Here is a 13009-nt window from a genome sequence, read left to right as displayed (position 1 = left end):
CGTTCTCTCCAGTCGTGGTCAGGCGGGTGCCGGCGCCGGGCGCATGGCACCGAGCAGGATGCCGGCCAGGGCCAGCGTCAGGCCCAGCCAGTCGAGAGCGCTGGTCGGCCGGCCGAACAGCAGCACATCCAGCAGGAAAGCCAGCGTCGGCTGCAACAGCAACAGCAGTCCCACCAGCGAAGCCGGCAGGCGCGGCATCGCACCTACCATCAAGAGCCACGCCAGCACCTGGCCGAAGAAGCCCAGGCCCAGCAGCGCGCTCCAACTGCGCCATGTGTCCAGCGCGAATGCGTCACCCTGGATCCAGCCACACAGGCCCAGCAATACGGCACTCAGCAGGCTCATCAGGCCGAGAAACTGCGCGGGCGACTGGCGCGTGCGCCCGGACAGCGCGTGGCGAAAACTCAGGAGATACACCGCATAGGCGACGCAGCTGCCGAGGCCCAGCCACACGCCGCGCCGGTAGGCCGCGCTGAACAGCGCCCAGTGCGCCCCCACCAGCAACCAGAGCCCCGCCAGGGCCACCAGCGAGCCCGGCAGGAACCAGCGACCCAGCCTCTCGCGATAGAACAGCAGGCCCACCAGGGCCAGCAGGAACACCTGGAAATTCGTCAGCAAGGTCGCCACGCCCGGCCCCACCACCAGGATGCTCTGGTGCCACATCAGCAGGTCACCGGCGAAACCCAGCGCCGGCAGCGCAGCCAGCGCCAGGTCACGCCGGGCGACCGGTCGCCAGCGCCCCGTCGACGCCACCCAGCCCAGCAGCATGGCGCCACCGAACAGCATGCGGTAGAACGCCGATACCGTGGGCGGCACCTGCGCCAGCACCACGAAAATGCCGGTGGTGGACAGCAGCATCGCACCGGCCGCCATGCGCGACACTGTGCGGCCCGCCGGCAACGGCGCAGCGGGTGCGGTAACGGACAACGCGCGGCTCAGCAGGGCACGGCCAGCGGATCGCCGGGATCGTCGCCCAGCTCGCGCATGGCCTCGCGCGCCTCGGCCAGCCGCGCCTCGACCTCGCGCACGACGCCCTCGGCGGCGCCCAGGCTGGAGTCGGGCACCATCACCGAGAGATAGTCCAGCGCCGGCAGCTGGCCCACGCCGCCGGTGAGGTATTCGCCGGCGATGAAGGCGGGAATCTGCGCATGCTCCAGCGCATCCTTCACCAGGTGCGCGTCGAACAGGTTTTCCGCGCGGTAGACGGTATGCATGAGCCGCAAGCTAGCCCCGTGGCCTGCCGACGGCAAGCCCCGGCGCGCCTCGCCTGCCGCCAGTAGCGGCACGGCGGCCATCTGCTCTATCGTCGCGCCAGCGGCGCCGGTAGCGCCGCGCGGCAACGCGGGGGCGGCCAAGCCATGGGGAAACGGGACGAAGGCCTGCAGTTCGTGCGCCTGGCCCATCGCCTGCGCACGCTGGGGCTGGCGCTGGGCATGCTGCCGGTGGCGGCCGTGCTGTACCAGCAGCAGGCGCCGGGCTGGCTGTGGGCGTTGCTCCTCGCCAACGGCCTGTTGTGGCCGCACCTGGCGTGGCTGCATGCCGTGCGGGCCACCCGGCCGGTGCAGCGCGAGCACTTCAACCTTATGGCCGACTCGGTCATGCTCGGCGCCTGGGTCGCGGCGATGCGGTTCAACCTGCTGCCCAGCGTGATGCTGGCCTCGATGATGGCGATGGACCGCATCAGCGCCGGCGGCTGGCGAGTGCTGCTGCGCTCGCTGCTGCTGCAGGTCACCGCCTGCGTGCTGACCGCGTGGCTGACCGATTTCGCCTGGCAACCGGCCAGCGACATGTTCGACATCGCCGCCTGCCTCCCGATGATGGTGATCTACCCGGTCTGGTTGAGCACGGTGAACTTCGGGTTCGGCCGCCACATCCGCCAGCAGAACCGCCTGCTGGAGCAGCTCAACCGCACCGACACGCTCACCGGCCTCGCCAACCGAGCACACTGGCTGGAGACGGCCGCGCGGGAGATGCATCGCTATCTACGCAACCAGCGGCCGGCCACCCTGATCCTGCTCGACATCGATGGTTTCAAGCAGGTCAACGACCACCATGGCCACGCCGCCGGCGACATCCTGCTGAAGGAGCTGGCCGCGGTGCTGCGCGAGAGCCTGCGCAGCGTGGATACGCCCGGCCGCCTCGGCGGCGACGAATTCGGGGTGGTGCTGCCGGAAACCAGCCTCGAGCGCGCCCGCGAGATCGCCGAACGGATCCGCCAGCGGGTCGAGCGGATCGGCCGCGGCGACGGCTCGGCCGTGCAGCCGTGCACGCTCAGCCTCGGCGTGGCGGAGGTCGGACCACGCCACGCCGACGTGGAGGCCTGGATCAAGCAGGCCGACCTCGCGCTGTACCTGGCCAAGGAGCGAGGCCGGAACCAAGTGTGGGTCCATCCGGCGGAAGCCGGGGCGCGCTGAGGCAGGGCGACAGCGCCTGCGGTCGCCGGCAGGGACAAGGTAAACTTCGCGGATTCTTTCGCCCTTTCCGCGAGTCGTTCCCGATGTCGAGCCCGTCCAGCCCCGCCGAGTCCGCCAACGCCGCCGCAGCGGCCGACGGCCCACGCGACTTCATCCGCCAGATCGTCCGCGAGGACCTGGCCACGGGCCAGCACGTCGCCATCCACACCCGCTTCCCGCCCGAGCCGAACGGCTACCTGCACATCGGCCACGCCAAGGCCATCTGCCTGAGCTTTGGCATCGCCCGTGAGTTCAACGGCTGGTGCAACCTGCGCCTGGACGACACCAACCCCGGCAAGGAGGACCCGGAATTCGTCCAGGGCATCAAGGACGACGTGCACTGGCTGGGCTACGAATGGCACGCGTTGCGCCATGCCTCGGACTATTTCGACGTGTTCTACCGCGCCGCGCTCAAGCTGATCGGGGACGGCCTCGCCTACGTGGACGACCTCAGCGCCGAGGAGATGCGCGAACACCGCGGCACGCTCACCGCGCCCGGCCGCAACTCGCCGTACCGCGAGCGCAGCGTGGAGGAGAACCTCGACCTGTTCCGGCGCATGCGCGCGGGCGAGTTCGCCGACGGCAGCCGCACCCTGCGCGCGAAGATCGACATGGCCTCGGGCAACATCAACCTGCGCGACCCGGCGCTGTACCGCATCCGCAAGGTCGCCCACCAGAACACCGGCGACGCGTGGCCGATCTACCCGATGTACGACTTTGCCCACGCACTGTCCGACGCGATGGAAGGCATCACCCACTCGCTGTGCACCCTGGAGTTCGAGGATCACCGCCCGCTGTACGACTGGTGCGTGGACAAGGTCGACCTGCCGAACCATCCGGAACTGTGGCAGTCGGTGGTGGCCGCCGGACTGGAAGCGAAGCCCGCCAAGCCGCGCCAGATCGAATTCTCGCGCCTCAACCTCAGCTACTGCATCACCAGCAAGCGCAAGCTTGCCCAGCTCGTCGCCGAGCACCACGTGGACGGCTGGGACGATCCGCGCATGAACACGCTGCGCGGCCTGCGCCGGCGCGGCTTCACCCCGGCTGGCATCCGCCTGCTGATCGAGCGCGTGGGCGTCTCCAAGCAGAACAGCGTGATCGACTACGCGATCCTCGAGAACTGCGTGCGCGAAGATCTCGACATGACGGCGCCGCGCCGCATGGCCGTGCTCGATCCGCTGAAGCTCGTCATCACCAACCTGCCGGAAGACCACGCCGAGACGCTGGTCTTCGCGAACCACCCCAAGGACGAGAGCTTCGGCACGCGCGAGGTGCCGTTCGCGCGCGCGCTGTGGATCGAGCGTGAGGACTTCGCCGAAGCACCGCCCAAGGGCTGGAAGCGCCTTGTACCCGGCGGCGAGGTGCGCCTGCGGGGCGTCGGCATCGTGAAGTGCGAGGAAGTGCTGAAGGACGGTGCCGGCAACGTCACCGCGCTGCGCTGCACGCTCGATCCCGCGTCCCGCAGCGGCCTGCCCGGCGCCGACCGCAAGGTGAAAGGCACCATCCACTGGGTCGCTGCGCCGCACGCGGCAGCCGCGGAAGTACGTCTCTACGACCGCCTGTTCAACGTACCCGCGCCGGACGCCGAGGAAGACGGCCAGCCATGGACCGCGCACATCAACCCCGAGGCGAAGCGCGTGGTGCGGGGCTGGATCGAGCCGGCCGCGGCGCGGGCCGAGCCGGAACAGCGCTACCAGTTCGAACGGCTGGGCTATTTCGTGGCCGACCGCATGGACCATCGCGCCGACGCACCGGTGTTCAACCGCGTGGCGACCCTGCGCGACACCTGGGCGGCGAAGGCCTGAGAGCCTATTTATGATCTCCCCATGGCTCGCATTGTCTTGCCGCGGTCGCCAGGTGGTGGCGCGTAGCGCCGGCCTGACTGGCCGTCAGGCCAAGCTGCGCGCTGCCGCATGGCGGCCACAGCAAGGCAACCCGAAGGGCCGGGTCTGTTTGCCCACATGCCCGCGTCATCACTCAGTCGTGGACGGACGTCCACTCCTTCGTTCTTCCTTGGCCTGCGCGCAAAAAGCTCCCGGCGCGGGCCATGGGGAGATCGTAAACAGGCTCTAGCATGTTCCTGCCGATGCAGATCCATCTCACCCTGCCGCCGTGGATAGCCGAACTGGTGGACGACGGCCGCCGTTACGCCAGCGACGAGGAACGCGTGGGCCTCGCCATCGCGCTCTCCCGCCGCAACATCGAGCACGGACCGGGTGGCCCGTTCGGCGCCGCGGTGTTCAACGCGGATGGCCGGGTGGTGTCGGTAGGCGTAAACCGCGTGGTGCCGCAGACCTGCTCGGTGGCGCACGCCGAGATGATGGCCTACATGAGCGCGCAGCAGCGCCTTGCGAGCTTCCGCCTCAACGCCGACGGCGGCCGCTACACGCTGGCCAGCAGTGCCCAGCCCTGCTGCCAGTGCTACGGCGCCACGGTGTGGGCCGGCGTCGACGAGCTGCTGATCGGCGCCCGCGCCGAGGACGTCGAGGAACTCACCGAATTCGACGAAGGCCCGCTGCCCGCCGACTGGATCGGCGAGCTTGCACGCCGCGGTATCGCGGTGCGCCGCGACATCCTGCGTGACCAGGCGCGCGACGTGCTCGCCAGCTACGGCACCCGCGGCGCATCGTATTGAAACGCCTACGCGCCGCCCTGCCGCTGATCCTGCTGCTGCTCGCCGGGATCGTGCTGTTCGCCTCGGGCGCGCTGGACCGGCTGAGCCCGCAACACCTGGTCGCCCACCAGCACGAGCTGCACGCGCACATCGCCGAACATCCCTGGCTGAGCCGGCTGGCCTACATCGGTCTGCTCACGCTGGCGATGTCCACCGGCATCCCAGGCACCGTCGTGATCATCCTTGCCGGCGGCTTCGCCTTCGGCCTGGTGGACGGCACGCTGTGTTCCTCAGCCGGCCTGACCCTGGGCTCGCTGATCCTGTACCTCGCCAGCCGCTACGCCTTCGGCGCCGGCACGCGGCCGCCGCCGCCGTTCGCGGCCCGGCTGCACCATGGCTTCGAACGCCATCCGGTGAGCTACACGCTGTTCCTGCGTTTCGTGCCGGTGATGCCGTTCGGCGCGGTCACCGTGGGCCTGGCCTGGCTGCGCTGCCCGCTGTGGCTGTTCCTGGGCGCCAGCTGGCTGGGAGGCACCGTGTCGCTGGTATTCGAATGCTGGATCGGCGCGGGACTGGGCGAAGCACTGGGCCGCAACGGCACGCTCGACACCGGGCTGTTCCTGCAACCCGGGGTGCTGCTGCCGATGGGCGCGCTGGCCCTTCTGGCGCTGCTGCCGCTGGCGATCGAACGCCTTACCCGGCGCTGGCGGCAGCTGCCGCCGCCGGACCCGCGGGATTGAGCGGCCACAGCGTTCACTAATCATCCGGCGTGCATGCTTGGCGGGCTTGTGTAGCCCATTCCGCCGGAGCTCGCCATGAAGTCCATCGCCTCGTTGTTCCTCCTCGTCGTCGGCAGTGCCGCCGCGGCAGCGGCGTTCGCCGCCACGCCGGATTACGCCGTGCTGCAGCGTCACCCGCTGGGCGGCAGCGGCGGCTGGGACTACCTCACCATCGACCCCGTCGCGCACCACCTGCTGATCGCCCGCAACGACCGCGTGATGGTGGTGGACACCCGCGACGGCAAGCTGGCCGGCGAGATCCCCGGCATGCAGCACATCCACGGCGTCGCGCTGGTGCAGAAGCTGCGGCGCGGCTATGTCAGCGACGGCGCCGCCAACAGCGTCCACGTGATCGATCTCGACTCCCTGAAGGACCTGCGCAACATACCGATCGGCGGCCAGGGCCCCGACGCCATCGTGTTCGACCCGGCCAGCGGCCACGTGCTGACCATGAACGGCCACAGCGGCAACGCCAGCGTGATCGACCCGGCCAGCGACAAGGCCATCGCCGGCATCGCCCTGCCCGGCCGTCCCGAGTTCGCAGTCAGCGACGGCCGCGGCCACGTGTACGCCAATCTCGAGGACAAGAACGAACTGGCGCGCATCGACACGAAAACGAACAAGGTCGATGCGGTGTGGAAGCTCGCGCCCTGCGACTCGCCCAGTGGCCTGGCGATCGACACGCGGACGCACCGCCTGTTCTCGGTCTGCGACAACCGGTTGATGGTGGTCACCGATGCATCCGACGGCCACCAGGTCGCCACCGTGGCGATCGGCAAGGGCCCGGACGCCGCCCGCTTCGACCCCGCCACCCGGCTGGTCTACAGCTCCAACCACGACGGCACGCTGACCGTCGTGCACGAGGACGACGCCAACCATTACCGCGTGGTGGCGAACGTGTCCACCCAGGCCGGTGCGCGCACCATGGCGCTGGACCGGGCCACCCATCGCGTCTGGCTGGTGACGGCCGCTCCGGCACCGCGCGGTGCGCCGGTGAAGGACTTCACCGCGCTGGTGGTGGGTGCGCGCTGAGACTCTGCGCCCGCCCCGATCACGAGAAGCCGACCTGCAGCCGTACGTGGCCGCGCGTTCCATGAAAAAAGGAGCGCCCAATGGGCGCTCCAGAAAACTTGGTGGGTCGTCCGGGACTCGAACCCGGGACCAATGGATTAAAAGTCCAGTGCTCTACCAGCTGAGCTAACGACCCGTCACGCAAGTGGACTGGCGATTTTAGGGACTGCGCCGCAGGCGCACAAGCAACAACCGGCTCAGACGTAGCGCGTGGGATCGGGCAGGCCTGCCTCGCGAAAGCCCTGCGCGCGCAGGCGGCAGGCGTCGCAGTGGCCGCAGGCGCGGCCTTCGGCGTCGGCCTGGTAGCAACTCACCGTGGTTGTGAAGTCCACGCCCAGCCGCGCGCCCTCGCGCGCGATGTCCGCCTTGCTCATGCGCATCAGCGGAGCATGGATGCGGATGCCCGCACCTTCCACGCCGGCCTTGGTGGCCACGTTGGCGAGCCGCTCGAAGGCCTCGATGAAGGCGGGCCGGCAATCGGGATAGCCCGAATAGTCCACCGCGTTGACGCCGCACCAGATGTCGCTGCAACCCAGCACCTCGGCCCAGCCCAGCGCGATCGACAGCATGATGGTGTTGCGCGCCGGCACGTAGGTCACCGGGATGTGGCCGTCGCCGTCGTGCGCGTCGTCGTCCAGCGGCACGGCGATGTCGGCGGTGAGCGCCGAGCCGCCGATGCTGCGCAGGTCGACGTGTACGGTCTTGTGCTCGACCGCGCCAAGCATCCTCGCCACCCGCTCCGAAGCTTCCAGCTCGGAACCGTGGCGTTGGCCGTAGGCCACGCTGAGCGCGTGCACCTGGTAACCCTGCTCGCGCGCAATGGCCACCGTGACGGCCGAGTCCATGCCGCCGGAGACCAGCACGACTGCCTTGCGGGGAGGTGTTTCAGACATGGTATTCATCCACTGGAGTACGGCCGGTCACCGGCCGGAAAGCGCTTGCGGCGGCACAGGCCCCAGCGCGCAGAAGTCGCGGTGGAAGCGGAGTGGGAAACGGGAGTGCGCATGACGCGCCCTTCTCCCGCTCCGCTCCGTTCTCTCCTTGCCCTATTTTCCTCGCGCGTCGTTCCACAACAGCTTGTGCAGCTGGAGCTGGAAGCGCACGGGCAGCCGGTCGGCGATGATCCATTCGGCCAATTCGCGCGGCGCCACCTTGTCCCAGACCGGGGAGAACAACACCATGCAGCGCCGGTCGATGGCATGCTCCGCCACCACGCCGCGCGCCCACTCGTAGTCGGCGCGGCTGGCGAGCACGATCTTCACCTGGTCGTGCGGCAGCAGGTGGTCGAGGTTGGACCACAGGTTGCGCGCGCTTTCGCCGGAATCCGGCGCCTTCAGGTCCATCACTTTGCGCACACGCGGGTCGACCACGGCCACGTCCAGCGCGCCGGAGGTTTCCAGCGAGACCGCATAACCCGCGTCGCACAGGCGTTCCAGCAGCAGCAGGCAGCGCTTCTGGGCCAGCGGCTCGCCGCCGGTGACGCAGACGTGGTGCGCGCCATGGCTGGCGACCTCGGCAAGGATGTCGTCGATCGTGCGCCATTCGCCGCCGTGGAACGAATACGTGGTGTCGCACCACACGCAACGCAGCGGACAACCCGTGAGCCGCACGAATACGGTGCGCCAGCCGATCGCGTCGGCCTCGCCCTGGATCGAATGGAAGATCTCGGTGACGCGCAGGCGCTCGGCGGCGATGGCGGGCGCGGCAGAAGCCGCGCGGGTGATGGCGTCGCTCACGGCCACGCCCTCAACCGGCCTGGATGCGGCGCAGCCGCTCCTTCGCCAGGCTGGCGGCCTTGGAACTGGGGTATTTGCTGACCACGGACTCGAGCGTGGCCTTCGCGGCCGGCGCCTGCTTCAGCTCGAGCTGGCAGTAGCCGACCTTGAGCAGCGCATCGGGCGCCTTCTCGCTCTGCGGGAACTGCGCCAGCAGGTGCTGGAACGCTTCCAGCGCCACCTTGTAGTTGGTGGTGACGTAGTACGACTCGCCCAGCCAGTAGAAAGCGTTCGGGGTGAGCGGATGATCCGGGTACTGCTCGATGAACTTGCGGAACTCGCGCGAGGCGCCGACGTAGTCGCCGCCGCGCAGGGTCTTGAAGGCGGCGTCGTAGGCGGCCTGCGCCGCGGCATTGTCGGCGGCGGAAAGCGGCTTCCCGCCCTTGGCGGGCATTGCCCTGGCGGCCGGTGTCGTGCTTGCGGGGCTGCCCGCGGTTGCGGCCGCGCCGGTGGCGGTGGCAGCCGCCGGTGCGCCGGGGGCGCTGCTGCCGGAAGCTGGCGCCGCACCCTTGCTGGCGGCCTCGAGGCGTTCCAGGCGGGAGTCGAGGTCGATGTACTGGTCCTTGCTCTTGTCCTGGAGCTGCTGCAGCTGGTGCTGCAGTTCCTCGATCTGGCCTTGCATGTCGCGCAGCTGCGACTGCATCTGCTGCAGCTGGTTGACCAGCGCGGCGCTGCTCTGGTCCTTGTTCTGTGCCCGCTGCTCCAGCAGGGAGACGCGGTCGGCGAGGCTGAGCCGCGAGTCCTGCGCGAATACCGGCAGCACGAAAAGCATGGCGGACGCGATTGCGCCCGCCATGCCGATCCTGGCTGCAAGTTTGCCGGCCAGATGCTTCATCGCTTACTCGGCCGTGTAGACGATCTCGACGCGACGGTTCTTGCTCCAGCAGTCCTCGTTGTGCTCGCGGCACACCGGCTTTTCCTTGCCGTAGGAGATCACGCTGATCTGGCTGGCGGAACCGCCATTGGCCTGCAGCGCGCTGGACACGGCGTTCGCACGACGCTCGCCCAGGCCCAGGTTGTATTCCTTGGAGCCGCGCTCGTCGGTGTTGCCTTCCAGGCGCATCTGGGCCATCGGGCGGTCCTGCAGGTACTTGGCGTGGCAAGCCATGATCTGCTGGAACTCCGGCTTGATCTCGGACTTGTCGAAGTCGAAGTACACGACGCGCTGGCGCAGGCAGGCGTCAGTGTTGAGGTCGGCCGGGGTGTACTTGCCGCTGGTCTCGGCCGGCTGGGTCTGGGCAACGGGCTCGCTGGCCGGAGCCTGCGGCTTGACTTCCTGCTTCTTGGAACAGGCGGCCGCGCCAACGCAAAGCAGGGCGACCAGGGCGACGCGAACGGTCTTATTCATGGTGACGTTCCTTCAAACGTGTTGAGTTCCGGCATACAGTGACGGACTGGTTACGGGACGAAATCGCCGGTGGGCCGGCTGTTGTTAATTCTGGTCTTGCAAGATCAACGGCGTGTGATGCGCGCCCTCAATGGCTGACCCTGGCGCGCGAAGGCGTTGCGGCCGGCAAAACACGCCGGGCGCGGCCCTCGCGGACCGTCCCCGGCACCGACCGCCGCACGCGAGTGCGACGGTCAAAAATTCATTGCTGTCGATACGGACCCCAAGCAGGATCGCTCACGCTGCCATTGGCGAGCGCAAGACGCTGGCGCACCATGCCGTCAGCCGAGGTGGCATACAGCACGCCGCGTGGACCTTCAGTGGCGCCGTACAACAGCATGCTGGCGTTCGGCGCCCAGCTGGGACCGAAATCCAGCGGTCCCGGCGAGAGGAAATGCACCTGACCACCCAAGCCGAGATCCATCACCGCAATACGATACACGTTCCCGTTGCCCTGCACCATGGCAAGTTCCTTGCCGTCGTAGCTGATGCTGCAGTTGGAGTTGTAGGTGCCCTGGAAGCTGATCCGCTGGGCGGTGCCGCCGCTGGCCGGAATCTGGTAGATCTGCGGCCGGCCGGAGCGATCGGAGGTGAAGTAGATGGATTGGCCGTCCGGCGCCCATACCGGCTCGGTGTCGATCGCGAGATTGTGGGTCAGCCGGGTCTCCTGGCGAGAGGCCACGTCGAGCACGAACAGCTCGAGGTTGCCCACGTAGGACAGCGCCACCGCCAGCTTGCGGCCGTCCGGCGACCAGGCCGGCGCGCCATTGATGCCCTTGGCATGCGACTCCACCAGCTGGCGGGCGCCGGTGGTGAGGTCCTGCACGTAGACCTGGGAATTGCCGCTCTCGAAGGAAACGTAGGCGATCTTCTTGCCGTCCGGCGACCAGGCCGGCGACATCAGCGACTCGTGCGACCGCGCCACTACCTGCGGGTTGTAGCCGTCCGAGTCGGCCACCACCAGCGAATACATGGTGTTGTTGCCCAGGCCGACCTGGGTGATGTAGGCGATGCGGGTCCAGAACGCACCGCGCACGCCGGTGATCTTCTGGTAGATGGCGTCGGCGATCTGGTGCGCCACGCCGCGCAGGTCGCCCGCCGGCGCGGTGTAGGACGCCGCCAGCAGGTTCTGCTGCTTGTTCACGTCCCACAGCTCGTAATTGATCTTCAGCATGCCGCCGCCGGCGTCGCTGACGCTGCCCACGGTAATGAAGTCCTGCTTGAGCAGGCGCCAGGTGGCGAACTTGATGTCCGCGCCCTTGGCGGGGAACTCCACGATGTCGCTCTTGGCCAGCGAGCGGAACTTGCCGCTGCGGTTGAGATCGTTGCGGATCACGTCCGCCACGTCGGTGGGCAGCGGCGCCACGCCGGGCTGGGCGAACGGCACCACCGCGATCGGGGTGGCGGTCTTCACGCCGCCGACGATCTGGATGTCGAGCCCGGACTGCTGGGCGGCCACCGGGCCGGCGAACAGCGCCGCCGCGAGCAGCAGGACAACGGCGTACAGCGAAATCGGTTTGCGCATGGGGCTCATCATTGCGGCATGAAGGTGAAGGTCAGGTTGCGCTGGAACACGCTCTCGAACCCCTTGTACGGCAAGGTCTTGGTGCGCAGGATGGCGTTCTCGACCGACCGCCGCCCCGACTCGTCGTACGGGCAACTGGAATCGACCGTGGCGCTCATCACGTCGCCGCCCGGGAGCTGCACGATGTGAACCTTGCACGCAACTTTCGGCATGTTATCCGGCCTTAACCAATTCGGCGTGACCGCATTCTGAATGGCTGCGGCGTATTCGTCCGAAAGATTGCTGTTCTGGGCGTTGTTGCCGGTCTGCCGCTGGGCGGCGTTGGGCAGGTCGGCCTGGCCGTTCTCCTGGGCGTTCTTGAGGTCGGCCAGCTGCTGCCTGGCCTGTTTCGCCTTGCTGTCCGCCTTCTTGGTCTGTGCCGAGGCCGCGTCCATCTGGGCGAGCATCTCGTCGACCTTCTTCAGCTCTTCCTGCTTTTTCTTCTGCGCGGCCTGGGCATCCAGCTCGGCCTGGCGCTGGCGCTGCTTCTCCTCCTGCAGCTTCTTTTCCTCGGCCTGCTGCAGGCCCTGCTCGACCACGCGCTCCTGGTCCTTGAGGTCGGGGTGCTCGGGCGGCGGGGGCAGCGGCGCGACCTTGGGCTGCACCACCGGCGGCGGCACGGGCGGCGGTATCGCCGGCGGGGGCGGCACGGTGTCCGGGATCGGCTTGGTCTTCACCGCCTTCGGCGGCGGGCTGCCGGTGGGGCCGATCAGGGTGGCCTCGATCACTGGCCCCTTCAGCTCCAGCGGACGGGAGCAGGTGATCGGGTTCAGCCACGCCGGCAGGTGCAAGGCGTTGAAGAACGCCTCGTAGCTGGCGCACGGCAGCACCGCGAGGAACAGGAACGCCACGATGCCGAGATGCAGCAGGGCGGACAGCACCACTGCCCGCGGGGTCGCCTTACCGTCGTCCATGGGACCCCTGACCCTGGCCGGAGCCGTCGCCAGGCGTGCTCATCAGGCCGACCTTGTCGACGCCCGCCTGCTGCAGGTCCGCCAGCACCTTGTAGACGCCGCCGTAGTTGCCGGCGGTGTCGCCGGCCACCAGCACGCTGAGTTGCTGGTTGGCGTCCCTGAAGGCCTTGACCTTGGCCTGGAGATCGGCCTCGTCCACCGGCTGCGGCTTGCCGTTGCCGATGACGAGGGCGAGCGTGCCGTCCTTCGCCACCTGCACGACCAGCGAGTCCTTCTTGCCCTGCAACGCCTTGGCATTGGCCTGCGGCAGGTTGACGTCGACGTTCGAGTTCAGCATCGGCGTGGTGACCATGAAGATGATCAGCAACACCAGCATCACGTCGATGTAGGGCACGACGTTGATCTCGGATTTCAGCTTGTAGCGCCGCTGGCGCCGCGAGGTCTGCATGTCG

General features: G+C 68.4%; 14 protein-coding genes and 1 tRNA gene. 5 read left to right on the top strand and 10 right to left on the bottom strand.

The window, feature by feature from the left end; genetic code table 11:
• Nucleotides 1–18: 18 nt before the first annotated feature.
• Both AC2EWF_RS13955 and AC2EWF_RS13950 read right to left on the bottom strand, forming a co-directional pair.
• Nucleotides 19–927 (bottom strand): DMT family transporter, encoded by a 909-nt coding sequence (locus AC2EWF_RS13955; protein ID WP_483639987.1) that lies wholly within the window; start codon nucleotides 925–927, stop codon nucleotides 19–21.
• An 8-nt stretch (nucleotides 928–935) separates the two neighbouring features.
• Nucleotides 936–1214, bottom strand: a complete 279-nt coding sequence (locus tag AC2EWF_RS13950) for a putative signal transducing protein (RefSeq protein ID WP_483639986.1) — start codon at nucleotides 1212–1214, stop codon at nucleotides 936–938.
• A gap of 144 nt (nucleotides 1215–1358) precedes the next feature.
• Here AC2EWF_RS13950 and AC2EWF_RS13945 point away from each other — a divergent pair, with 144 nt between their 5' ends.
• From AC2EWF_RS13945 to AC2EWF_RS13925, 5 genes are all read left to right on the top strand, one after another.
• On the top strand, nucleotides 1359–2414 hold the full coding sequence (locus AC2EWF_RS13945; RefSeq protein ID WP_483639985.1) for a diguanylate cyclase: 1056 nt from the start codon (nucleotides 1359–1361) through the stop codon (nucleotides 2412–2414).
• Nucleotides 2415–2497: 83 nt separating this feature from the next.
• Nucleotides 2498–4258, top strand: a complete 1761-nt coding sequence (locus AC2EWF_RS13940) for a glutamine--tRNA ligase/YqeY domain fusion protein (RefSeq protein WP_483639984.1) — start codon at nucleotides 2498–2500, stop codon at nucleotides 4256–4258.
• A 269-nt stretch (nucleotides 4259–4527) separates the two neighbouring features.
• Nucleotides 4528–5088 (top strand): nucleoside deaminase, encoded by a 561-nt coding sequence (locus AC2EWF_RS13935; RefSeq protein ID WP_483639983.1) that lies wholly within the window; start codon nucleotides 4528–4530, stop codon nucleotides 5086–5088.
• A complete protein-coding gene (locus AC2EWF_RS13930; protein WP_483639982.1) occupies nucleotides 5085–5807 on the top strand; it encodes a TVP38/TMEM64 family protein in 723 nt (240 codons plus the stop codon). The genes AC2EWF_RS13935 and AC2EWF_RS13930 overlap by 4 nt, the downstream gene beginning before the upstream one ends.
• A gap of 75 nt (nucleotides 5808–5882) precedes the next feature.
• Entirely contained in the window at nucleotides 5883–6878 is a 996-nt protein-coding gene (locus AC2EWF_RS13925; RefSeq protein ID WP_483639981.1) for a YncE family protein, read from the top strand.
• A 99-nt stretch (nucleotides 6879–6977) separates the two neighbouring features.
• On the opposite strand, the gene AC2EWF_RS13920 is transcribed toward AC2EWF_RS13925, so the two are convergent.
• The 8 genes from AC2EWF_RS13920 to tolR form a co-directional block, all read right to left on the bottom strand.
• Nucleotides 6978–7053 (bottom strand) — tRNA-Lys (locus tag AC2EWF_RS13920).
• Between the two features lie 61 nt (nucleotides 7054–7114).
• Nucleotides 7115–7810 carry a 7-cyano-7-deazaguanine synthase QueC gene (gene queC, locus AC2EWF_RS13915; protein ID WP_483639980.1) on the bottom strand — a complete coding sequence of 232 codons (696 nt, stop codon included), beginning with the start codon at nucleotides 7808–7810 and terminating at the stop codon, nucleotides 7115–7117.
• A gap of 153 nt (nucleotides 7811–7963) precedes the next feature.
• Nucleotides 7964–8641 carry a 7-carboxy-7-deazaguanine synthase QueE gene (gene queE, locus AC2EWF_RS13910; RefSeq protein WP_483640437.1) on the bottom strand — a complete coding sequence of 226 codons (678 nt, stop codon included), beginning with the start codon at nucleotides 8639–8641 and terminating at the stop codon, nucleotides 7964–7966.
• Between the two features lie 22 nt (nucleotides 8642–8663).
• Nucleotides 8664–9527 carry a tol-pal system protein YbgF gene (ybgF, locus tag AC2EWF_RS13905; RefSeq protein ID WP_483639979.1) on the bottom strand — a complete coding sequence of 288 codons (864 nt, stop codon included), beginning with the start codon at nucleotides 9525–9527 and terminating at the stop codon, nucleotides 8664–8666.
• Nucleotides 9528–9530: 3 nt separating this feature from the next.
• Nucleotides 9531–10040, bottom strand: coding sequence for a peptidoglycan-associated lipoprotein Pal (gene pal / locus AC2EWF_RS13900; RefSeq protein WP_077482362.1), 510 nt, complete (start codon nucleotides 10038–10040; stop codon nucleotides 9531–9533).
• A gap of 241 nt (nucleotides 10041–10281) precedes the next feature.
• Nucleotides 10282–11604 carry a Tol-Pal system beta propeller repeat protein TolB gene (gene tolB, locus AC2EWF_RS13895; protein WP_483639978.1) on the bottom strand — a complete coding sequence of 441 codons (1323 nt, stop codon included), beginning with the start codon at nucleotides 11602–11604 and terminating at the stop codon, nucleotides 10282–10284.
• 8 nt (nucleotides 11605–11612) lie between these two features.
• Nucleotides 11613–12557: a cell envelope integrity protein TolA gene (gene tolA, locus AC2EWF_RS13890; RefSeq protein ID WP_483639977.1), complete on the bottom strand. Its 945-nt coding sequence runs from the start codon at nucleotides 12555–12557 to the stop codon at nucleotides 11613–11615.
• Nucleotides 12544–13005, bottom strand: coding sequence for a protein TolR (gene tolR / locus AC2EWF_RS13885; RefSeq protein ID WP_483639976.1), 462 nt, complete (start codon nucleotides 13003–13005; stop codon nucleotides 12544–12546). The genes tolA and tolR overlap by 14 nt, the downstream gene beginning before the upstream one ends.
• Nucleotides 13006–13009 lie beyond the last annotated feature (4 nt).

It is taken from the genome of Rhodanobacter sp. sgz306013 (assembly GCF_057031145.1).
Note: the sequence above shows the minus strand (reverse complement) of the source record. Positions and strands in the feature narration are given on the sequence as shown.

What these genes read in the sequence shown, in the direction of transcription:
- AC2EWF_RS13950 (WP_483639986.1), bottom strand. Translation starts at nt 1,214, where the DNA reads ATGCATACCGTCTACCGCGCGGAAAACCTGTTCGACGCGCACCTGGTG.
- AC2EWF_RS13945 (WP_483639985.1), top strand. Translation starts at nt 1,359, where the DNA reads ATGGGGAAACGGGACGAAGGCCTGCAGTTCGTGCGCCTGGCCCATCGC.
- AC2EWF_RS13940 (WP_483639984.1), top strand. Translation starts at nt 2,498, where the DNA reads ATGTCGAGCCCGTCCAGCCCCGCCGAGTCCGCCAACGCCGCCGCAGCG.
- AC2EWF_RS13935 (WP_483639983.1), top strand. Translation starts at nt 4,528, where the DNA reads ATGTTCCTGCCGATGCAGATCCATCTCACCCTGCCGCCGTGGATAGCC.
- AC2EWF_RS13925 (WP_483639981.1), top strand. Translation starts at nt 5,883, where the DNA reads ATGAAGTCCATCGCCTCGTTGTTCCTCCTCGTCGTCGGCAGTGCCGCC.
- queC (WP_483639980.1), bottom strand. Translation starts at nt 7,810, where the DNA reads ATGTCTGAAACACCTCCCCGCAAGGCAGTCGTGCTGGTCTCCGGCGGC.
- ybgF (WP_483639979.1), bottom strand. Translation starts at nt 9,527, where the DNA reads ATGAAGCATCTGGCCGGCAAACTTGCAGCCAGGATCGGCATGGCGGGC.
- pal (WP_077482362.1), bottom strand. Translation starts at nt 10,040, where the DNA reads ATGAATAAGACCGTTCGCGTCGCCCTGGTCGCCCTGCTTTGCGTTGGC.
- tolB (WP_483639978.1), bottom strand. Translation starts at nt 11,604, where the DNA reads ATGCGCAAACCGATTTCGCTGTACGCCGTTGTCCTGCTGCTCGCGGCG.
- tolA (WP_483639977.1), bottom strand. Translation starts at nt 12,557, where the DNA reads ATGGACGACGGTAAGGCGACCCCGCGGGCAGTGGTGCTGTCCGCCCTG.
- tolR (WP_483639976.1), bottom strand. Translation starts at nt 13,005, where the DNA reads ATGCAGACCTCGCGGCGCCAGCGGCGCTACAAGCTGAAATCCGAGATC.